This is a genomic window from Simplicispira sedimenti (assembly GCF_022760965.1).
GTDB classification, from domain to species: Bacteria; Pseudomonadota; Gammaproteobacteria; order Burkholderiales; family Burkholderiaceae_C; genus Simplicispira; species Simplicispira sedimenti.
Genome location: NZ_JAKVIJ010000002.1, coordinates 231209 through 252514 on the forward strand (window position 1 = coordinate 231209; position 21306 = coordinate 252514).

20 protein-coding genes and 1 tRNA gene are annotated in these 21306 nt (G+C 66.1%); 8 read left to right on the top strand and 13 right to left on the bottom strand.

The window, feature by feature from the left end; all coding sequences use genetic code 11:
- Position 1: 1 nt before the first annotated feature.
- The 5 genes from ampD to MJ602_RS03600 are packed head-to-tail and all read right to left on the bottom strand — an operon-like array spanning position 2 to position 4819.
- On the bottom strand, positions 2-604 hold the full coding sequence (gene ampD / locus MJ602_RS03580; protein ID WP_243019426.1) for a 1,6-anhydro-N-acetylmuramyl-L-alanine amidase AmpD: 603 nt from the start codon (positions 602-604) through the stop codon (positions 2-4).
- Entirely contained in the window at positions 585-2081 is a 1497-nt protein-coding gene (locus tag MJ602_RS03585) for a sigma-54-dependent transcriptional regulator (protein ID WP_243019427.1), read from the bottom strand. Before MJ602_RS03585 ends, ampD begins: the two co-directional genes overlap by 20 nt.
- Before the next feature lie 5 nt (positions 2082-2086).
- A complete protein-coding gene (locus tag MJ602_RS03590; RefSeq protein ID WP_243019428.1) occupies positions 2087-3772 on the bottom strand; it encodes a sensor histidine kinase in 1686 nt (561 codons plus the stop codon).
- Between the two features lie 25 nt (positions 3773-3797).
- Entirely contained in the window at positions 3798-4025 is a 228-nt protein-coding gene (locus MJ602_RS03595) for a PP0621 family protein (protein WP_243019429.1), read from the bottom strand.
- A complete protein-coding gene (locus tag MJ602_RS03600; protein ID WP_243019430.1) occupies positions 4022-4819 on the bottom strand; it encodes a cytochrome C assembly family protein in 798 nt (265 codons plus the stop codon). Before MJ602_RS03600 ends, MJ602_RS03595 begins: the two co-directional genes overlap by 4 nt.
- A gap of 89 nt (positions 4820-4908) precedes the next feature.
- Between MJ602_RS03600 and ffh the strand changes: the two genes are divergently transcribed.
- Complete coding sequence (gene ffh / locus MJ602_RS03605; RefSeq protein WP_243019431.1) at positions 4909-6285, top strand: signal recognition particle protein; 1377 nt, start codon at positions 4909-4911, stop codon at positions 6283-6285.
- Between the two features lie 210 nt (positions 6286-6495).
- On the opposite strand, the gene miaB is transcribed toward ffh, so the two are convergent.
- From miaB to MJ602_RS03640, 7 genes are all read right to left on the bottom strand, one after another.
- Positions 6496-7830 (bottom strand): tRNA (N6-isopentenyl adenosine(37)-C2)-methylthiotransferase MiaB, encoded by a 1335-nt coding sequence (gene miaB, locus MJ602_RS03610; RefSeq protein ID WP_243019432.1) that lies wholly within the window; start codon positions 7828-7830, stop codon positions 6496-6498.
- Between the two features lie 78 nt (positions 7831-7908).
- Entirely contained in the window at positions 7909-8328 is a 420-nt protein-coding gene (locus MJ602_RS03615; protein WP_162017170.1) for a hypothetical protein, read from the bottom strand.
- An 83-nt stretch (positions 8329-8411) separates the two neighbouring features.
- Positions 8412-8488, bottom strand: a tRNA-Met gene (locus MJ602_RS03620).
- A gap of 57 nt (positions 8489-8545) precedes the next feature.
- Positions 8546-9325 carry an enoyl-CoA hydratase gene (locus tag MJ602_RS03625; RefSeq protein WP_243019433.1) on the bottom strand — a complete coding sequence of 260 codons (780 nt, stop codon included), beginning with the start codon at positions 9323-9325 and terminating at the stop codon, positions 8546-8548.
- Positions 9326-9448: 123 nt separating this feature from the next.
- Positions 9449-11254: a M61 family metallopeptidase gene (locus MJ602_RS03630; RefSeq protein WP_243019434.1), complete on the bottom strand. Its 1806-nt coding sequence runs from the start codon at positions 11252-11254 to the stop codon at positions 9449-9451.
- Positions 11255-11965 (bottom strand): DsbC family protein, encoded by a 711-nt coding sequence (locus tag MJ602_RS03635; RefSeq protein ID WP_243019435.1) that lies wholly within the window; start codon positions 11963-11965, stop codon positions 11255-11257.
- Between the two features lie 68 nt (positions 11966-12033).
- On the bottom strand, positions 12034-13161 hold the full coding sequence (locus tag MJ602_RS03640; protein ID WP_243019436.1) for an FAD-dependent monooxygenase: 1128 nt from the start codon (positions 13159-13161) through the stop codon (positions 12034-12036).
- Positions 13162-13285: 124 nt separating this feature from the next.
- Between MJ602_RS03640 and MJ602_RS03645 the strand changes: the two genes are divergently transcribed.
- From MJ602_RS03645 to MJ602_RS03665, 5 genes are all read left to right on the top strand, one after another.
- The gene (locus MJ602_RS03645) at positions 13286-14167 is read left to right on the top strand and encodes an MOSC domain-containing protein (protein WP_243019437.1); all 882 of its coding nucleotides are present in this window, start codon (positions 13286-13288) and stop codon (positions 14165-14167) included.
- A gap of 71 nt (positions 14168-14238) precedes the next feature.
- Positions 14239-15333, top strand: coding sequence for a redox-regulated ATPase YchF (gene ychF, locus MJ602_RS03650; protein ID WP_162017164.1), 1095 nt, complete (start codon positions 14239-14241; stop codon positions 15331-15333).
- Positions 15334-15370: 37 nt separating this feature from the next.
- The gene (gene rarD / locus MJ602_RS03655) at positions 15371-16249 is read left to right on the top strand and encodes an EamA family transporter RarD (RefSeq protein WP_243019438.1); all 879 of its coding nucleotides are present in this window, start codon (positions 15371-15373) and stop codon (positions 16247-16249) included.
- A 276-nt stretch (positions 16250-16525) separates the two neighbouring features.
- Positions 16526-17833 (top strand): GGDEF domain-containing protein, encoded by a 1308-nt coding sequence (locus MJ602_RS03660; protein WP_243019439.1) that lies wholly within the window; start codon positions 16526-16528, stop codon positions 17831-17833.
- Positions 17814-19418, top strand: a complete 1605-nt coding sequence (locus MJ602_RS03665; protein WP_243019440.1) for a bifunctional aminoglycoside phosphotransferase/ATP-binding protein — start codon at positions 17814-17816, stop codon at positions 19416-19418. The genes MJ602_RS03660 and MJ602_RS03665 overlap by 20 nt, the downstream gene beginning before the upstream one ends.
- Here MJ602_RS03665 and MJ602_RS03670 read toward each other — a convergent pair.
- Entirely contained in the window at positions 19406-19870 is a 465-nt protein-coding gene (locus MJ602_RS03670) for a YqaA family protein (RefSeq protein WP_162017160.1), read from the bottom strand. The genes MJ602_RS03665 and MJ602_RS03670 overlap by 13 nt on opposite strands.
- A 145-nt stretch (positions 19871-20015) precedes the next feature.
- On the opposite strand from MJ602_RS03670, the gene dusB reads away from it, so the two are divergent.
- Together dusB and MJ602_RS03680 are read left to right on the top strand one after the other, a co-directional pair.
- Positions 20016-21065 (top strand): tRNA dihydrouridine synthase DusB, encoded by a 1050-nt coding sequence (gene dusB, locus MJ602_RS03675; RefSeq protein ID WP_243019441.1) that lies wholly within the window; start codon positions 20016-20018, stop codon positions 21063-21065.
- Positions 21062-21295, top strand: a complete 234-nt coding sequence (locus MJ602_RS03680; protein ID WP_162017158.1) for a Fis family transcriptional regulator — start codon at positions 21062-21064, stop codon at positions 21293-21295. Before dusB ends, MJ602_RS03680 begins: the two co-directional genes overlap by 4 nt.
- Positions 21296-21306 lie beyond the last annotated feature (11 nt).

Genomic DNA, 21306 nt, shown 5'->3' on the forward strand with positions numbered 1-21306 from the left:
GTTACGGACTAAGCGTGGTGGCCGGGAAGCGTTCGGGCGCCCAGCCGAGCAGGCCTTGCAGGCGGGGCCAGTCAAAACCAGCGCCCGGGTCGGCCTTGCGGCCTGGGGCGATGTGCTCGTGGCCCGCCACATGGGCAATGGGGTAGCGCAGTGCCAGGTCCTTGCAAAGCTGCGCCAGGGCTGTGTACTGTGCAGGCTCGAAGTGCAGGCCTTCCAGGCCTTCGAGCTCAATGCCGACCGAGTCGTCGTTGCACTCCATACGGCCTCGGTAGCTGGAGCGCCCGGCGTGCCAGGCGCGCTGGTCGCAATCCACAAACTGCCACAGTGCGCCTTTACGGGTGATAAAGAAATGGGCCGATACCTGCAGGCCTCGGATGCCTTGGAAGTAGGGGTGCGCATCCCAGTCCAGGCGGCCCACGAACAGGTCGTGCACGGCGCGCCCGCCATACTCACCGGGCGGCAGGCTGATGGAATGCACCACAATCAGATCGATCAGGGCGCCCTCGGGCCGTGGGCCGCAATGGGGCGAAGACAGGGCCTTGGCGCCAGTGTGCCAGCCACCCTGCCAGGGCTGCGTATTGGGCTCAGTGCTCGCTGTCGGCATGCAGATCGTCCTGCGGGCCCTGGATGTTCAACCGTGCAATGCGGTAGCGGATCTGGCGCAGGCTGATGCCCAACTGGGCCGCAGTGGCCGTGCGGTTGAAATGGTTGGCGTGCAGTGCGCGCACCAGGATGTCCCGTTCCTGCTGGTCCAGCCAGGCCTGCAAGTCCTTGGGTAAGGGAAGGGCATGGGCAGCGTCGCTGCCGTTGGGTGCAGAGACTGCGGCCGCCGTGCTGTGGGGCGTGGATGCAGCAGAGGCCACTGCGTCTGCCGGGGCACTGGTGCAAGTGAAGGGCTCGACATGCAGTTCGTCACCTTCGCTCAGGGCCACCGCACGGTGCAGCAGGTTTTCCAGTTCACGCACGTTGCCTGGCAACGGGTAGCTGGCAATGGCGTCCAAGGCGGTGGATGTCAGCCTGGCCACAGGGCTGTGGGATTCGCGCGCAATGCGCTCCAACAGGGCCTGGCACAGCGCGGGCAGGTCTTCCTTGCGCTCGCGCAGCGGGGGAATGAAGATTTCGATGACGTTGAGCCGATAGTACAAGTCCTGCCGGAAACGCCCGGCCTGCACGGCGGCTGCCAGGTCGTGGTGCGTGGCGCTGAGGATGCGCACGTCCACCGTCTCCTCTTGTGTGGAGCCCAGCGGCCGCACGCTGCGCTCCTGGATGGCGCGCAGCAGCTTGGATTGCATGGACAGCGGCAGGTCGCCAATCTCGTCCAGGAACAGGGTGCCGCCCTGCGCTGCCTGGAAGTAGCCCACACGGTCGGCGGTTGCGCCAGTGTATGAACCCTTGCGGGCGCCAAAGAACTCGGCTTCCAGCAAATTTTCCGGAATGGCGCCGCAATTGACGGCCACCAGTGGCCCTGCAGCGCGTTGGCTGCTGGCGTGCAGGGCGCGCGCCACCAGCTCCTTGCCGGTGCCGGATTCGCCGCGGATGAGCACGGGGGCCATGCCACGGGCCACCTTGGCCACGCGTTGTTTGACGGTGCGCATGGCCTCGGATTCGCCTACCAGGCGGTCCAATGCCGGATTGCTGCCGGCAGCACACGCAAGGGCCTCGCTGCGTGCCACGGTCGCTCGCTGGCTGCGCGGTGCGGGCACGCCCTCGCCCCCCTGCACGGCAGAGGCCACGACGGAGCGGAACTGCTTCAGATCGACCGGCTTGGTGAGGTAGTCGAACGCGCCCGAGCGCAATGCCTCGACAGCGTTCTCTGCCGAGCCATAGGCTGTCATCACCACGCAGCGCTCAGGGCGCTGCTGGTCGCGCAAGGCGTGCAGCAGCTCCATGCCAAAACCGTCGGGCAGGCGCATGTCCGTGATGACCACGTCAAAGCGCTGGGTCTGCAGTTGCTCGTGGGCTTCCTGCAGCGTGGCTGCCGTGCTCACGTGGTAGCCCTCGCGCAGCAGGGTCAGCTCGTAGAGCGTGCGCAGGTCGGGCTCGTCATCGACCACAAGAATGGATGCGGCAGGGGCGTTCATGGGAATCAAACAACAACGGTGTCAAACAGCGACGCAGGCTCCTTCAGCCGCCCGGTCTTGCGGAAGCTTACCGTGAAGGCATTGCCCTGCATATCGCCACGCTGGGTGGTGCGCCCTGTCCGCTGGTAATCGATGGTGGCGCCATGGCGCTCGCACAGCTCTCTGCAGATGTACAGGCCCAGCCCGCTGGAGCGGCTCTCGGACGAGAAGAAGGGTTCGAACAGGTGGCGCTCGATCGACTGGTCCAGTGGCGCGCCATCGCTCCAGACCTGCACGCTGGCGCGGCCAGAGGCCGTCACGCGGGTGGACAATTGCAGGGAGTCTTCCTCGGGGCCCATGTAGCGCAGCGCGTTGTCCAGCAGGTTGAACAGCACGCGCCGCAGGTGCTCGGGATCGAACTCCACATGGATGTCTTGCGCACCCAGATGGAGTTGACCGCGCCGTCGCGCGGGGTCCTGGTCGCGCCAGTCATGCCAGACCTGCGCTACGGTGCCGTCCAGCGCAATGGTGGATGAGTTTGCGTGGCTGATCTGGTGCTTGACGCGTGCGATGTCCAGAATCTCCTCGGCAATGCGCGCCAGTCGGTCGGCGTTTTGCTGCACCATCTGGGTCAGGCGCTGATGCGTCGGATCTTTGAGGTCTTCCTCCAGGAGGGCGGTGGCCTGCACGATGGCGGCCAGCGGGTTGCGGATTTCATGGGCCACGGCAGCCGACATGCGCCCCATGGCGGCCAGCTTCTCGGTGCGCAGGCGGGCCTGCATCTCCCGCAGGTCGTGCAGAAACACCACGCACAGGCGCTCTTCTTCGGCGGTGGGGTGTTCCTGGTCGCTCGATGTCAGCCAGGTCTGCGCGTGCAGGCCCACGGGGCTCTGGCCCTCGGCCAGCAGGTTGACGTCGGCCACTTGCGATTGTCCCTGGCGGAAGCACCTGCGCGCCAGCAGCATCAGGGGGTGCCAGTAGCGGTTCTCCAGGAGGCTGAACGGCGGTTGCATATGGGCGGCACAGCCGAGAAGTGCCAGTGCGGCCGGGTTGGCCATGCGCACCGTGAACGCCTCGTCCACGACGAGCACGCCGTCGTTCAGGTTCTTGATCACCAGGCTGCTGACCTGTCCTTGCACCTGTGCCGCCATGCGGTTGGTGTGGGCCAGGCGCTGCTCGCGCACCAGGCGCGTGGCCAGCTGGTGCGTGAGAAAGGCCACGATGAAGTAGCCTGTTCCAGTGAGTGCCGCCTGGAGATAGTGTGGTGCAGCGTCGCCCCCGGCGGGGGTGGTGCTCATCCAGGTCGCCCAGCCCAGCAGCAGCAGCGTGGCCGCGGCCGTGGTGCCCAGCGCCAGGGTCAGGGTGCCCAGGACTGCCGCCATCAGGATGGGCATTCCGAACAGCGGCGTGAAATTCATGCCGCCGCTGTGCAATGTCTGCAAGGCTGCAACCACCGCCAGATCCACGCCGATGGTGGGCAACCAGTGCAAGCCCGCCTGGGGGCGCGGTGCCTGGCGCCGGGACATGACGCGCACCGCGATCGAGGACACCAGATAAGCCAGGCACAGTGCCACCATCCAGGACTCGGTGTTCTGGTTCAGCACCAGGCCTGTTGCCATGAACAGCAGCAGCGTCAGCGCCACCATCACCCGGCCGGTCAGAAATCCATGCCAGAGCCGCAGAAACGGGGCGTCTTCGGCACCTGGGGCCATGAGAGGCACCATGGCGGGCTGGGGCTCAGCGTGCATCGCGTTGCTGGTGCTCCGCGCAGCAATAGTGGCGCGCATCGATGGTGATCGCCTCGTCGCGGGGCAGGTGCACACCGCAATGGGCGCAGGCCACCATATCCTGCGGGGCGGCTGGAGGCGGGGGACTTGCTCTGTGTGTGGGGGGTGGGCTGCGCCTCTGCTGGCGCCACAAGGCATAGGCCAGCGCCAGCACACCCAGCAGTACCAGGTACTTCATGCGGCGCGCCCCAGGACTACTTCCAGCGCAAAGCGCGATCCCACATATGCCAGCAGCAGCAGCAGCGCACCCGCATACAGCACGCGCACGGCGCTGCGACCGCGCCAGCCAAAGCGTTTTCGACCAATCAGCAGCGCCGCAAAAGTCAGCCAGGACAGCACAGAGAACACGGCCTTGTGATCCCAGCGCCAGGCGCGGCCGTACAGTGCTTCGCTGAACAGCATGCCAGCGGCCAGGGTGGCGGTCAGCAGCACAAAACCCGCAGTGACGAAGCGAAACGTCAGGCGCTCCAGGGTGAGCAGAGGCATGCCGCTGTGGGGGTCTTCGGCCAGCCGGATGCGGCGTTCGGCGCGCGTCATCAAGGCCGCATGCACCACCGCGGCCGCCAGCAGACCATAGGCCGAGATGCCCAGTGCCAGGTGCAACGGCAGCCAGGCCGTGGCTGACAGGGGCAGCGCACTGCCCGGAAACACCAGTGCCAGCAGCACGGCCACGCTGCCCAGTGCCGCCAGCGCCCAGCGCGCCTGCAGCTGGGGAAACAACTGGCGTTCGATGGCATATACCGTGAGCACCAGCCACGCGGTGACGGACAGCGCCGACGCAAAACCGAAACGCGGGGTGGGCTCCAGCATGGCCCAGGCCAATGCGCTGCCGTGCAATACCCACGCCAGCCACAAGGCTGCACGCGCGCTGCCTGCCTGCAGCGATGCCGCCGCAAGCGCTGGCACGGCATAGGCCGCTGCCGCTGCCAGCCCGAGCCACAGACCCACGGGAGAGCTACTCGCTAAAATCATGCTGCACAGTGTACCTTTCGCCCAGGCCGTGCGGCCTGGCGCGACCTCCCCCGCCGCAACCCTTTGCGGACTATCCTGGAACCCCCGACATGGCCTCCGCCCTTACCGAAAAACTCTCGCGCCTCGTCAAGGAGATGCGCGGCCAGGCCCGCATCACCGAATCCAATGTGCAGGACATGCTGCGCGAGGTGCGCATGGCCCTGCTCGAAGCCGACGTGGCCTTGCCCGTGGTGCGCGACTTCATCGTCCGCGTGAAGGAAAAGGCGCTGGGCCAGGAGGTGCTGGGCTCGCTCAAGCCGGGCCAGGCGCTGGTGGGCATCGTCAACAAGGAGCTGGCCGCCACGATGGGCGAAGGTGTGAGCGACATCAACCTCGCCGCCCAGCCGCCCGCCGTGATCCTGATGGCCGGCCTGCAGGGTGCGGGCAAGACCACCACCACGGCAAAACTGGCCAAGCACCTGATCGAGAAGCGCAAGAAGAAGGTGCTCACCGTGTCGGGCGACGTGTACCGCCCGGCGGCCATCGAGCAGCTCAAGACCGTGACCAAGCAAGCCGGCGCCGAGTGGTTCCCGAGCACGCCCGACCAGAAACCCCACGACATCGCCGTGGCGGCGCTGGACTATGCCAAGAAGCACTACTTTGACGTGCTGTTGGTGGACACCGCCGGCCGCCTGGCCATCGACGAGGTGCTGATGCAGGAAATCAAGGACCTGCACGCCACGCTGAACCCGGTCGAGACCCTGTTCGTCGTGGACGCCATGCAGGGCCAGGACGCGGTGAACACCGCCAAGGCCTTCAAGGAGGCGCTGCCGCTCACCGGCATCGTGCTGACCAAGCTGGACGGCGACTCGCGCGGCGGTGCGGCGCTGTCGGTGCGCGCCATCACGGGCGCGCCGATCAAGTTTGCCGGGGTGTCCGAGAAGATCGACGGCCTGGAGGTGTTCGACGCCGAGCGCCACGCCGGCCGCATCCTGGGCATGGGCGACATCGTGGCCCTGGTCGAGCAGGTGGCTGCGGGCGTGGACATGGAGGCCGCGCAGAAGCTCGCTGCCAAGGTCAAGAGCGGCGACGGCTTCGACCTCAACGACTTCCTCGGTCAGCTCCAGCAGATGAAGCAGATGGGCGGCCTCTCCAGCCTCATGGACAAGCTGCCCGCGCAGCTCACGGCCAAGGCCGGGCAGGTGGACCTGGACAAGGCCGAGAAGGACATCAAGCGCAAGGAAGGCATCATCCAAAGCATGACGCCGCTGGAGCGCCGCAAGCCCGAGCTCATCAAGGCCACGCGCAAGAAGCGCATCGCCGCCGGTGCCGGGGTGCAGGTGCACGAGGTCAACCGCCTGCTCAAGGAGTTCGAGCAGATGCAGGAGATGATGAAGAAGATGAAGGGCGGCGGCCTCATGAAGCTCATGAAGAAGATGGGCGGCATGAAGGGCCTGGGCGGCGGCATGCCCAAAATGCCTTTCTAAGGTTTTTGGCCTCCGGCGCTTGCCTGGCAAGCGTTGGCAGCTATCAAAACCAAAGCAAAAACCGGCGTTTAGCCGGTTTTTTAATGGGCGCGGTACATTGAGATTGCTATATAAATGAGAGCTTCTGGCGCTTGATTTGCATGGTTTTCACATGCATTTCTACCGCAGATGACCGTCAATCAAGCGTAAGCAGCTCACTTTTTTGAAGCGTCATGCCGGATCGCGGGTCAGCACCTCGCCGCGCAGCGTGTAGGCCTTGGCTTCGGTGATGGTCACGTCCACCATCTGGCCCACCAGGCGCTGGCCGCCAGCGAAGTTTACCACGCGGTTGCATTCGGTGCGGCCCATCAGCTCGCTGCCATCGCGCTTGGAGGCGCCTTCGACCAGGATGCGCTGCACCTTGCCCACCAGGCTTTCGCTGATCGACTTGATGTTGCCGTTGATGACGGCCTGCAGCTCCTGCAGGCGGCGCAGCTTGACCTCGTGCGGCGTGTCGTCGTGCAGGTTGGCGGCGGGCGTGCCCGGGCGCGGGCTGAAGATGAAGCTGAACGAGTTGTCGAAGTGGATGTCGGCGATGAGCTTCATCATCTTGGCAAAGTCTTCTTCCGTCTCGCCAGGGAAGCCGACGATGAAGTCGCTGCTCATGGCCAGGTCGGGGCGGATGGCGCGCAGCTTGCGCACCGTGCTTTTGTATTCCATGGCCGTGTAGCCGCGCTTCATGGCCATGAGGATGCGGTCTGAGCCATGCTGCACCGGCAGGTGCAGGTGGTTGGCCAGCTTGGGAATGTTGGCGTAGGCCTCGATCAGGCGCGGCGTGAACTCGTTGGGGTGGCTGGTGGTGAAGCGCAGGCGCTCGATGCCGGGGATGTCGGCCACGTATTCGAGCAGCAGCGCCAGGTCGGCCACTTCGCTGGTGCCGCCCATGGCGCCGCGGTAGGCGTTCACGTTCTGGCCCAGCAGGGTGATCTCCTTCACGCCCTGGTCGGCCAGGCCGGCCACTTCCACGAGCACGTCGTCGAAGGGGCGGCTCATCTCGTCGCCGCGCGTGTAGGGCACCACGCAGTAGCTGCAGTACTTGCTGCAGCCTTCCATGATGGAGACGAAGGCGCTGGCGCCTTCGACGCGCGCCGGGGGCAGGTGGTCGAATTTCTCGATCTCGGGGAAGCTGATGTCCACCTGCGGGCGGTCCTGCTGCTGACGTGCATTCAGCAGCTCGGGCAGGCGGTGCAGGGTCTGCGGGCCGAAGACGATGTCCACATAGGGCGCGCGCTTGATGATCTCCTCGCCCTCCTGGCTGGCGACGCAGCCGCCCACGCCGATCTTCACGCCGCGCTCCTTGAGGTGCTTGACGCGGCCCAGGTCGGAGAACACCTTCTCCTGCGCCTTCTCGCGCACCGAGCAGGTGTTGAACAGGATCAGGTCGGCCTCCTCGGGGTCCTGCGTGGTTTCGTAGCCCTCGGCGGCGTGCATCACGTCCACCATCTTGTCCGAGTCGTACTCGTTCATCTGGCAGCCGAAGGTCTTGATGTAGATTTTTTTAGCCATGGCGTGTCTCGCAGGGGCTGGTGCAATGGCGCAGCGGGCGGTGTGCTGGAGCACCGCCTGCGGCACGGGGAACAGGGCTTACTGGCTGGCGCCGCCCGTGGTGTAGTTGACGGTGTTGGCTGCACCACCCGCACGGGCCTGCGCGGCCTCGGACTTGCTCAGAATCCAGGCGGTCAGCAGCATGCCGGTGCTGTTTTCAATGAGGTAGTTGGCCGTGAACTCCTGCCCCACCACGGTGTGCAACATCACCAGGCCGTTTTCAGGGTTGAGCAGGCGCATGCCGGGCGCCATGCGGATGGGGTTGCCATTGATGGTTGCCGTGGTGGCCGAGGTGACCACCAGGGTGCCGCGCAGGGCAGCCTCCGGGAAATTGCGTTGCCCGGTCAGTGCGGTGGGCGGGGTGTTCTGTGCCGTGGCGGGGGCTGCCGCCATCCAGGCGCTGGCGCCCAGGGCCAGGGTGGTTGCCAAGTGGCGCAGCAAAGGAGTACAGCGGAGCATGGTGTCTATCCAGGGGCTGAAAAGTGCGATTCTACGGCGCAAGAAAAAAGCCACCAGCTCTTGCGAGCCAGTGGCTTGGAGTTTGGTGGTGGTACCGGGACTTGAACCTGGGACATCAGCATTATGAATGCTGCGCTCTAACCAACTGAGCTATACCACCGAAGACCGAAATTATAGAACAAAAAATCCGGGCGACAAATCCTGCGGCCAGAGTTTTTTAGAGGTGCTGGAACTGCGCCTTGCGCTTGTTCACAAAGGCGTCCATGCCTTCCTTCTGGTCCTGGGTGGCAAACAGGGCGTGGAACAGGCGGCGCTCGAACATCAGCCCGTCGGACAGCGTGCCTTCGTAGGCGCGGTTCACGGCCTCCTTGGCGGCCATCACGGCGATCTGCGAGAAGTCGCTGATGACCAGGGCGGCGCCCAGGGCCTCGTCCATGAGCTTGTCATAAGACACCACGCGGCTGACCAGCCCGGCGCGTTCGGCCTCCTGGGCGTCCATCATGCGCGCGGTCAGGCACATGTCCATGGCCTTGGACTTGCCCACGGCGCGTGGCAGGCGCTGCGTGCCGCCAGCGCCGGGAATCACGCCCAGCTTGATCTCGGGCTGGCCGAATTTGGCATTGTCGGCGGCGATGATGAAGTCGCACATCATCGCCAGTTCGCAGCCGCCACCCAGGGCGAAGCCGCTGACGGCGGCAATCACGGGCTTGCGGATGGAGCGAATGGTTTCCCAGTTGCGTGTGATGAAGTCGCCCTTGTAGGCGTCGGCAAAGCTGAATTTGGCCATGGCGGTGATGTCGGCACCGGCGGCAAAGGCTTTTTCGCTGCCGGTCACGATGATGCAGCCGATCTTCTCGTCCGCATCAAAGGCCTTGAGCGCCTGGCCCAGCTCGTCCATGAGCTGGTCGTTGAGCGCGTTGAGCTGCTTGGGGCGGTTGAGCTGGATGATGCCGACCTTGTCGGCTTCGGTGCGGACTTCGATGCATTCGTACGTCATGGGGGTCTCCGTTCAGGTTCCTGGACAAGCCTTGGGACTATACCCAAGCACCGCGCCCTAATGCCCTCTGGGGGCTGTGCATTCCTGCGCTGCGGGTCTGCGCAATTGCAGACCCGCGGTGTGTCAGTGGCCGTCCAGCCAGCGCGCGGCACGCGCGGCGTCGGTGATGGCCAGCGTCACCGTGTCGGGCTGTTCGGGCGCGCTGGCCCTGCGCTTGCTGCCGGTGGGGCGCTGCAAGGCCAGCGGCAGGCGCAGCAGGCGGCGGTCTCGTGACACCAGGGCCGTCACCTGGGTGGCTTTGCCTGCGTACAAGGCCAAGTCGTCCAGCTGGGTGATGCGCCAGCCCTGGCCTTGCACCTCAATGCCCAGCCATTCGTCGCCCGGCGCCATGCCCGCCTGCTCGGCCAGGCCGCCGCGCAGCACGGTCTTGACCAGCACGGCGCTGCCCTCCGTCACGCGCAGGCCCAGGCGCTGGGCAGGTTGCGGGGTATCGCTTTGCAGGGCCATGCCGTGGGCCTGCAGCAGCTCGGCCAGCGGCAGCTCGGCGGTGGAATGTACCCAGGCGTCCAGCTCGGCGTCGAAGCTGCGCCCGCCCAGGTCCTGCAGCACCTCGCGCAGCAGGGCTTCGTCCATGGGGCCGCCCGCGCTGCGCTGCCACAGCGTGCGCAGCACGTCGTCCAGGGTGGTGCGGCCTTCGCGGCGCAGGCTCAGGTCCAGGCACAGGGCCACCAACGCGCCTTTGGTGTAGTAGCTCACCGTGCTGTTGGGCGTGTGGGCGTCGGGCCGGTAGTAGCGAATCCAGGCGTCAAAACTTGCTTGCGCCACCGTCTGCAGGGCGCGCCCTGGAGTCTGCAGCACCTGCTGCACCGCCTTGGTCAGCAGCTTGAGGTAGCTGGCGTGGTCGATCAGCCCGGCGCGGCGCAGCAGCAGGTCGTCGTAGTAGCTGGTGAAGCCTTCAAAGAACCACAGCATCTGGGTGTAGTTCTCTTGCGTGTAGTCGTACTGCGTGAATGCGGCCGGGCGCAGGCGCTTGACGTTCCAGGCGTGGAAGTATTCGTGGCTCACCAGGCCCAGCAGCGTGGTGTAGCCCTCGGTCAGCTTGGCTTCCCCCAGGCGCGGCAGGTCGCGCCGACCGCAGATGAGTGCGGTGCTGTTGCGGTGCTCTAGGCCGCCAAAGCCTTCGTTCACCACGTTGAGCAGGAACAGGTAGTTGTCGAAGGGCGCAGGGCCTTCGCCATGCCAGAAGCGGATGGTGGTTTCGCAGATGCGGCGCATGTCCTGCACCAGCCGCTGGCCGTCAAACGAGGCCGGCGCCCCCGCCACCACGATGCGGTGCGGAACGCCGCAGGCCGTGAAGCGCGCGCTCCAGAAGGGGCCCATTTCCACCGGGCAGTCCACCAGGTGGTCGTAGTCCTGGGCACCATAACGGCCAAAGCCACGGGCGTTGACTTTTTGAGGAAAAAGGGCTGTAGCGCAATACCAATCAGCGCTATCAGCTATCAATTCAGGAGCATCAATGTCAATGCTGCACGGCTGGGCGCTCTGGCCTTCGACCCGCAGGCACAGGCTGGTGCCGTTGAAGAAGGCGCGTGTGCTGTCCAGCCATGCGGTGCGCACCGAATCGTCGTGGGCAAGCACGGCGTAGCGCAGTTCCAGCGGCTTGCCCGGCAGGCAGTCCACGCGCCAGCGGTGCTTGTCGATCTGCGTGATCGCACAGGCCTTGCGGCCCTGGCGTGCCTGCAGCCCTTGCAGGTGGCGCGCAAACTCGCGCACCAGGTAGCTGCCCGGAATCCACACCGGCAGCACTAGTTCTTGCGCCGCCGCAGGCTGGGCCACGGTCAGCGTGACCTGGAACAGGTGGTTGCGCGGATCCGGCGCTGCGATGCGGTAGTGCACCCCGGCGGGGGCAGGGGGCTGGGCGCGTGCCATTTACTGCGCGGCCTCGGCCAGGCGCTTTTCCACGTCCTTGGCGCCAATGGCGCCGGGCACGCGCGCGCCGTCGGCGAAGATCAGCGTGGGTGTGCCGGTGATCTTGTGCTTGCGCCCGAAGGCCAGGTTGCGCTGCAGGGCGCCGGTGTCGCAGGTGGCGGCGGCCGGGGCCTTGTCGCGCACCATGTAGTCCTGCCATGCGGCCACGCGGTCGGAGGCGCACCAGATGTTGCGCGACTTTTCGGCCGAGTCGGGGCTCAGGATGGGGTAGAGGAACAGGTAGATGGTGATGTTGTCCACGTTCTGCAGATCGCGTTCAAAGCGCTTGCAGTAGCCGCAGTTGGGGTCTTCGAACACGGCCAGCTTGCGCTTGCCGTCACCGCGCACGATGGTGAAGGCATCGTTCAGGGGCAGTGCCGAAAAATCCACGGCCGTGAGCTTGTTGATGCGGTCTTCGGTCAGGTTGCGCTTGGCGCGGGTGTCAAACAGCTCGCCCTGGATCAGGTAGTTGCCCTTGGCATCGGTATAGAACAGGTCGGTGCCTACGCGCACTTCGTACAGCCCGGGCATGGCGGTGGGCTGGACTTCGTCGATGGACTTGAGCTGCGGCAGGCGCTCGCCCAGGGATTTGCGGATGGTGGCTTCCTGCGCGGCGGCGGGCAGGCCCAGGGTCAGGGCGGCGGCAGCCAGCAGGGGGAACAGTGCGTGCATGGAACAGGTCTTTCCGTGAGAAGTGGGAGGGATGCCCAGGGCGGCATGGGCATTGGAGTGTTTTGGCGTCAGCGCGTTCCCATGGCCTGGCGGGCCATCCATTCCTTGAGTGGTCCGCTGCGGTCAAAGCCCAGCATGCCCCAGTTGCGCAGCAGTTGCCACGGTGGCTGGGGCAGGGAGAACAGGCGCTGCAAGCCGTCGGTGGTCAGGCCCATGGGCAGCAGGGCGGTTTTGCGCTGGCGTTCGTAGCGCCGCAGCAAGCGCAGGTCGCCGGTGCTGCGCCAGGTTTCGCGCTGGGCCAGCACCTGGGCCAGGGCCTGCACATCGCCCAGGCCCAGGTTCAGGCCCTGGCCGGTGAGGGGGTGTACGTTGTGCGCGGCGTCTCCGGACAGGGCCCAACTGGCGCCTTGCTGGCCGGCCAGCGCGCCGCACCAATGCCGCGCCTGGGCGTACTGCAATGGCCAGGTCACACGTGCGCCACGGGTGCGCAGGGCGCCCAGCGTGCCCTGGCTGGCGGCCAGCAGGCGGTGAGCAAAGGATTCGTCGTCCAGGGCCTGCAGTTCCTGCGCCAGGGCGGGCTGCACCGACCAAACGACCGCCACGCCATGGCCCTGGGGGCCATCGAGCGGCAGGAACGCCAGAATGCTGCCGTCTGGCGCAAACCACTGGCGCGCCACCTGCCCGTGGGGGTGCTCGCATTCCAGCCGTGTGGCAATGGCGTGGTGGGGGTAGGGGGTCACGTCGAACTGAGCGCCGAACTCCTCGCGCGTGCGGCTGGCGCGGCCTTCGCAGACCACCGTCAGCGGCGCGGCCACGGGCTCGGTCACCATTTCCACCAGGGGCTGAAAGCGCACGGCGTCCTGCAGGCGCGCTTCCAGTGCGGGCACATCGACAATCCAGGCCAGGGCGTCCGTGCCCTGGGTGGCGGCATCAAACACCACGCGCCCGTCCTGGTCGCCCGCCACTTCCATGCGCGCGACCGGGGTCGCGTGGTGTGCGTCGGGCCAGGTACGCAAGCCCTCCAACAGGCTGCGCGAAGCCGCGTTCAGGGCATAGGCCCGCACATCGGAGCCCGTGGCCGGGCCGGCCGGGTTGGCCACCAGGGCGACCGAGAGTCGCTCGCGGGCCAGCAGCAGCGCCAGTGTGCGGCCCACCACGCCTGCGCCGCGGATACAAATGTCGAAGGATTGCGCCATGCCGGGGATTGTAGGAGCGCCGCCCTGGCCCTGTGGCGCCGGGGTGCTCCTGCGCTGTCGGTATGCGTTGCTATGCTTGTCCCCCTTTGTGGCCGCCGTGCCATTTGCCTTGCAGGGCCCTGTGATGACCTTTGACTCCCAAGCTGATCTGTGCGGTGCCGTGGCGCGCCTGTGTGTGTACCCCGTCAAGTCCTGCGCGGGCGTGGAGGTGCAGGAGGCCGTGCTGACCGAGGCGGGTCTGGAATTCGATCGGGCCTGGATGCTCGTCGATGACCAGCATCGCTTTCTGACCCAGCGCAGCCTTCCGCGCATGGCGCTGGTGCGCCCGCACATCGACCGCGCGCGCGGCCTGCTGGTGCTGCAGGCCCCTGGCCAGGACGATCTGGCCGTGCCGCTGGCGCCTGTGCAGGGCGCGCCAACCCTGGTGGTGGAGGTCTGGCAAGACCAGGTGAACGCGTGGGACATGGGCGACACGGCGGCGTACTGGTTCAGCACCTTCTTGGGCCAGCCCTGCCGCATGGTGCGCTTTGACCCGGCGCAGCGCCGCCTGTCCAGCCTGCGCTGGACGCAGGGTCGTGCAGTGCCCAACCAGTTCAGCGACGGCTTTCCGGTGCTGCTCACCAGCGTGGCGTCGCTGGACGATCTCAATGCCCGGCTCCAGGCGGCAGGCCATGCCGCAGTGGGTATGGAGCGCTTCCGGCCCAATGTGGTGATCGACGGCGTGCAGTCTCACGACGAGGACCGGATCGAGCTGTTGCGCATCGAGGCACAGCCAGGCCCCATCCACCTGCAGCCGGTCAAGCCCTGCGCGCGTTGCCCCATTCCCAACATCGACCCCGCGACGGCGCACAGCGATCCGGCCGTGGGTGACACCTTGCGCAGCTACCGCCAGGACCGGCGCCTGGACGGTGCGGTGACCTTTGGCATGAACGCCATCGTGCTGAAGGGGGCAGGCCAAGTGCTGCGCGTGGGGCAACGTATCGCGGCCGACCTGTCTTTCGATTGAGCAGCAGCGGGCACTGGGGCGCGGGCCGTAAAATGGCCGGTTTTCCCCGATAGACACCAGAAAGCCCTGCCATGAGCCTGAAATGCGGCATTGTGGGCCTGCCCAATGTGGGCAAGTCCACCCTCTTCAACGCGCTGACCAAGGCTGGCATTGCCGCCGAGAACTACCCGTTCTGCACCATCGAGCCCAACACGGGTGTGGTGGAAGTGCCCGACCCGCGCTTGCAACAGCTGGCCGACATCATCCAGCCCGAACGCATCGTGCCCGCCATCGTCGAGTTTGTGGACATTGCGGGCCTGGTGGCCGGTGCCAGCAAGGGTGAGGGCCTGGGCAACCAGTTCCTGGCGCATATCCGCGAGACCGACGCCATCGTCAACGTGGTGCGCTGCTTCGAAGACCCGAACGTGATCCACGTGGCCGGCCGGGTGGACCCGATTGCAGACATCGAGGTCATCCAGACCGAGCTGTGCCTGGCCGACCTGGGCACCGTGGAAAAAAGCCTGCAGCGCTACACCAAGGCGGCCAAGAGCGGCAACGACAAGGAAGCCGCCAAGCTGGTGCAGGTGCTCACGCGCGTGCAGGCTGCGTTGGACCAGGGTACGCCCGTGCGTGCGCTCGAATTCACCGACGAGGAAAGCGCGCTGCTCAAGCCGCTGTGCCTGATCACCGCCAAGCGCGCCATGTTTGTGGGCAACGTGGCGGAGGACGGGTTCAGCAACAATCCGCTGCTCGACCGCCTGAAGGAATACGCAGACAAGCAGAACGCGCCCGTGGTCGCCATCTGCGCCAAGATCGAAGCCGAGCTGGCCGAAATGGACGACGCCGACCGGCTGGAATTCCTCAAGGAGCTGGGCCAGGACGAGCCCGGCCTCAACCGCCTGATCCGTGCGGGATTCAAGTTGCTGGGCCTGCAGACCTACTTCACCGCAGGTGTCAAGGAAGTGCGCGCCTGGACCATCCACATCGGCGATACCGCGCCCAAGGCGGCCGGGGTGATCCACGGTGACTTCGAGCGTGGCTTCATCCGCGCCCAGACCATCGCGTTCGAGGATTTCATCCAGTACAAGGGTGAGCAGGGTGCCAAGGATGCCGGCAAGATGCGCGCCGAAGGCAAGGACTATGTCGTCAAGGATGGCGACGTGATGAACTTCCTGTTCAACGTGTGACCAACGTGGCCGCCATGGCGCCGCCTGGGGGCGGCGCGTGAATCCAGGCCTTGGCTACGCGGCCCTGGCCTACCTGTCCTGGGGGCTGTTCCCACTGTATTTCCACCAGGTGGCCAGCGTGCCCGCGCTGGAGGTGGTGCTGCATCGCACGCTGTGGTCGCTGGTGTTGGTACTGGGGGTGCTGGCGCTGCGGCGCCAGTGGGCCTGGATGCGCGATGTGCTGCGCCAGCCCAAGGTCTTAGGCGCGTTTGCGCTGTCGGCACTGTTGTTGGCGGCCAACTGGCTGACTTACGTGTGGGCCGTGCACCACGGGCATGTGGTGGATGCGAGTTTGGGCTATTTCATCCTGCCCCTGGTCAACGTGGGGCTGGGTTTCGTGTTCTTGCATGAGCGCCCGCGTTCTGGGCAATGGGTGGCGGTGGCTGTGGCCGCCTGCGGGGTGCTGTGGCTCACGGTGCAGGCCGGGCGGGTGCCCTGGATCGCGCTGATCCTGGCAGTGACCTTTGGCTTTTACGGGTTGCTGCGCAAGGTGGCTGCACTTGGTGCGCTCGAGGGCCTGGCGCTGGAGACCATGGTGCTGGCGCCGGTCACTCTGGCTGTGCTGGGCTGGTGGGCCCTGCAGGGGCAGGGCGCGCTGGTGCAGGGCGATGCGGCCACCCTGGGTTGGCTCATGCTGGCAGGCCCGGTGACGGCCATTCCCCTGCTGTGGTTTGCCGCAGGCGCGCGCCGCATACCGCTGGCGACCATGGGCATCCTGCAATACATCTCGCCCAGCATGCAGTTGCTGCTGGGGGTGTGGTGGTTCGGCGAGCCCTTCGATACTGGGCGCATGCTGGGCTTTGGGCTGATCTGGACGGCATTGTTGCTCTACAGCCTCGAAGGCTGGAGCCACATGCGCCGCGCTGCAAAGCCGTGACATGACACGGGGTGTGGACCGTCGCGCTACTGGTAAACACCGAGGCATCGTTCGGTGAGTAAACGTAACATGCCCGGTCCCTTCCCCACTTGGGGTGGTGGCTTCATGGTTTCCCGGGGCCTCTGTCTGCCGGGTTTGTGACCATTGGAGTTGTTTTTGCCGGGCACCGGCGTGATACTGTTCCGCAGTCGATGGAAGGGCCGCCGCCAACGTGGTGACCTTGGTCGGCGGGCTTGTTTTGTTCATTCGCTCCCGGGTACCACCGCCCTTTGATCCATGTTCGCCGCTCGCAGCAAACCGCAGTTTTCGACCACGGACGTCTTTCCACTGACCGACGCGATCATGGATTTCGACGACTCCGCTGCGGAGGTGGTGCGCCTCTCGCGGCGCGAGGTCGATGTGCGCCGCCTGCCCGGTCAGCGCACCCTGTTTCAGAAATGGCTCATCGCCATCAGCCTGGTCAGCCTGTACCTCATGGTGGTGGTGGTGTTCCATGCCCTGGGCATGGTGCAGACGCAGACGGTCATGGTGCTGGGCGCCATGATCGGCGGCGGGCTGCTGCTGTTTTTGGCCGTGTTCAAGTCGGGACTGAACCGCAAGTTTTCTGAAAAGCGCCTCAAATTTCCCATCGTGGCCTGCGCCCTCGGCTGCCTGCTCGTGGTGTTTTATCTCGACCCCGTCACCCAGATTGCGCTGGCGCCGTTTGCCTTTGTGGCGCTGGCCTATGGCATGTACCGCATCCAGCGCGTGCAATCCTATCTGCTGGGTTTCCTTTTTGTGGCCGGATATGCCACGGTGGTGGCCTTGCACTACTGGGAGCAACAGAACGAGGCCTTGCTGCGCCTGGAGCTGATGCACCTGCTGGCGCTGGGGGCGGCCATTCCAGCCTTCCTGTTCTTGATCGCCAAGGTGCAGTTGCTGCACCACATCCTGCACCGCGCCAGCCGCAAGATCAAGAACATCCAGGAAGATGCGCAGCGCGATACCTTGCTGGGCTGCTTCAACCGGCGCTATATCGTGGCCGCATTGGAAGAGCAACGCCAGGTGGCCGACGAGACAGGTATTCCTTTGTGCCTGGCTGTCATCGATTTGGACCATTTCAAGCGCATCAACGACGAACTGGGCCACCTGGGGGGTGATGAGGTGTTGCGCCACTTCGCCCGTGTCGCCCAGGAGAACGTGCGTGCCGGGGACATTTTTGGTCGCTACGGGGGGGAGGAGTTTTTGCTGATCTTTCCCGCCACCTCGCTGCTGCCCGCGCTCAACACCTGCGAGCGCATCCGCGCCCAGGTCGAGGCGCACGCCTGGAAGGGGCTGCTGCGCGGCAAGGTGACGGTGTCGATAGGCGTGACCCAGTATGTGCCGGGTGAATCGGTGCTGGAGTTCTTCTCGCGTGCCGACACGGCCACCTACCTGGCCAAGGAAGGCGGGCGCAACCAGGTGGTGGTGGAGGAGCCCACCCGCAAGGGCGATCCGTCCGTCACGGTCGAACCCATCCCTGACGAAGAAGACAACCTGGAACCCGAGGCCACACTTCCCTCCCCGCTGGAGCCGGAGCGGCGCTTTGCTTCCAGCAGAGGCTGATGTCCCCGTCCCGCAGGCCGAACAGTGCCTGCGCGCCTTGCAGCGCCAGCCGGCCTTGTTCGGCCCCGACGTGGCGGAGGTGGAATGGATCGAAACCCACATCTCCTGGTTGCTGCTGGCGGGAGACCGCGTTTACAAGTTCAAAAAGCCCCTGAAGCTCGATTTCCTTGACTTCAGCACCCGCGCCTTGCGCCGCGCTGCGTGCGAGGAGGAACTGCGCATCAACCGCCGCACCGCGCCATCCCTCTACCTGGGGCTGGTGGGGCTGTCGGGCACGGCCGCACAGGGCCTGCGGCTGCAGCCGTTGGGGCAAGCCCCCCAGGACGCCGAGCCAGCCGTCTGCATGCGCCGCTTTGCGCAGGACGACCTGCTGTTGCAGCGTCTGCAGGACGGGCAATTGGGCGGGGCAGACATGGATGCCTTGGCATGCGAAATCGCCCGCTTCCATGCCACGGCCGCAGTGGCCGGTACCGCGCAGGGATGGGGCACGCCACGGGCGGTACAGGCTCCGGTGCGCGACTGTTTGGCGGCTTTGCAAGCCCAGGCCGATAGCGGTTGGGCGGCGCTGGTGCCAGCATTGCAGTTGCTGGCCCCCTGGTGCCAGCAGCAGGGCGCGGCCCTGGCGCCCGTGTTCGAGGCACGGCGCCTAGCGGGGCGGGTGCGCGAATGCCACGGCGACCTGCACCTGGGCAATCTGGTGCTACTGGAAGGGCAGCCACAGGCCTTCGATGCCATCGAGTTCGATCCCGCACTGCGCTGGATCGATGTGGTGGCCGACATTGCGTTTTTGGTCATGGACCTGCAGGCGCGCGACCGGGCTGATCTGGCCTGGCGTTTTCTGGATGGCTGGCTGGCGCAGGAGGGCGACTTTGCCGGGATGGCTGTGCTGCGTTACTACACCGTGTACCGCGCCCTGGTGCGTGCACGGGTGGCGGGCATGCGCGCTACCCAGGCCTTGCCTGCGCCGGCCCAAGCCGTGGCACGCGCCGAATGCGCGCACTACCTGGCGCTCGCCCGCCAGTGCATGCAGCCCCGCAGCGCCGAGCTGTGGCTCACCCATGGTCTGTCGGGCTCGGGCAAGAGCACACAGGCCCTCGGCCTGGTGCAGGCGCGCGGTGTGGTGCGCCTGCGCGCCGATGTGGAGCGCAAGCGCCTTTTCGGCCTGGCGCCTGGGGCGGGCAGCGCGGCCATCGAGGGCGGCATCTATACCCCGCAGGCGACCGAGCGCACCTACGAACACCTGCGCCAGCAAGCGCGCCTGGTGCTGCAGTCGGGCTACACGGTGTTGGTGGATGCGAGCTTTCTGGACCCGGCCATGCGTGCGCCGTTTCTGGCCTTGGCGCAAGAGCTGGGCGTGGTCTGCCGCATCCTGGCGTTTGAGGCGCCGCTGGCGGTGCTGCGCGAGCGCGTGCGCGCACGCCAGCAGGCGGGTGGCGATCCGTCCGAGGCCGATGAAGCGGTGCTGCTGGCGCAATGGGCTGCGCGCCAGCCGTTTGCTGCCGCTGAGCTAGGCCATGTGCTGCGGGTGGACACCACGCGGGCGGTCGATTGGGACCACCTGCTGCCCGCCGCTCACACCAAGTAGAGCAGCGCCGAGGTCATGACCAGGTAGCGCAGGAACTTGCCCACGGCCATGTAGGCCATGCAAGGCCAGAACGGCAGCTTGAGCCAGCCTGCCACGGCGCACAGCGGATCGCCCACCACAGGCAACCAGCTCAGCAGGCAGGCCTTGGCACCAAACTTTTGCAGCCAGGCCAGGGCACGGGCTTCGCGGTGGTAGCCACGGGCGCGGTCCACGACCTTGTGTGCGCCCAGACCTACCCACCAGCTGATGCCGCCGCCCAGCGTGTTGCCTACCGTGGCCACCAGGATGGCGGGCCAGAACAGTTCGGGGTTCAGCTTGATGAGCCCGAAGACCGCAGGTTCCGAGCCTACGGGCAACAGCGTGGCCGACACCAAAGCCACCACGAACACGGTGCTCAGACCGAACTGCGGCAGGGCCAGCCACTGCATCAAGGCATGCATCCAGGGTTCCATGGGGGGCGAGTGTAGGGGCTGTGGCGATGCGGCCCGCAGAGCAGGAGCAATGCCCCTGCGGCACAGGCATGGTGGATTTCGGTTGCTGAAATTTTCAGCAGCTACAATCCTGCCTCCTTTTTCAGCATCCGCCACTTTCCCCACCATGCGCATCGGCCCCCACCTCCTGGCGAATCGTTTGTTCGTCGCGCCGATGGCCGGGGTCACGGACCGCCCGTTCCGGCGGCTGTGCAAGCAGTGGGGGGCGGGCTACGCGGTCAGCGAAATGGTGACCTCGCGCCCGGACCTGTGGAACAGCCTCAAGACCTCGCGCCGCGCGGACCACACCGGTGAGCCCGGCCCCATTGCCGTGCAGATCGCGGGCACCGAGCCCGGCATGATGGCCGATGCGGCGCGCTACAACGTGGACCGTGGTGCGCAGATCATCGACATCAATATGGGTTGCCCGGCCAAGAAGGTGTGCAACAAATGGGCCGGTTCCGCGCTGATGCAGGACGAGGCCCTGGCCGTGGCCATTGCCCAGGCCGTGGTGCAGGCCTGCGCGCCGCTCAATGTGCCCGTCACGCTCAAGATGCGCACCGGTTGGAGCGCGCAGCACCGCAATGCGGTGGTGCTGGCACGCCGGTTCGAGGACGTGGGCGTGCAGATGCTCACCGTGCACGGGCGCACGCGCGAGCAGGGCTACCAGGGCCAGGCCGAATACGACACCATCGCCGCCGTGAAGGCGCAGGTCGCCATTCCCGTGGTGGCCAATGGCGACATCACCAGCCCGCAAAAGGCGCACGAGGTGCTGGCCTGCACCGGGGCCGACGCCATCATGGTGGGCCGCGCAGCCCAGGGTCGGCCCTGGATCTTTCGCGAGATCGGCCACTTCCTGGCCACGGGCGAGACACTGGCGACACCCCTGGTGGCCGAGGTGCGGCGCCTGCTGCTGGACCACCTGCAGGACCACTACCAGCTCTATGGCGAAGCCAGCGGTGTACGCAGTGCGCGCAAGCACATTGGCTGGTACGTGCGGGGTCTGCCGGGGGGCGAGGATTTTCGACAACACATCAACACCATCACCGACAGCCGTGTGCAATGGGAGGCGGTGGCAGGCTTCTTCGACGCCCTGGGCGAGCGCATGGACCGCCTGCCTGCCCCCGACCACGGTGTGCACGGTGAACCACAAGAACAAGAGGGATTGGCTGCATGAGCAAGAAACACATCGAGGAATGCGTGCGCGAGAGCCTGCAGGGCTACTTTCGCGACCTGGGCGGCGAGACGCCCGACGGCATGTACGACATGCTGGTGCGCGTGGTCGAGAAGCCGTTGCTGGAGGTGGTGATGAGCCACGCCGACCACAACCAGTCGCGCGCGGCGGAATGGCTGGGCCTGAACCGCAACACGCTGCGCAAGAAGCTGGTCGAGCACAAGCTGCTGTGAGCCTTTTGCTA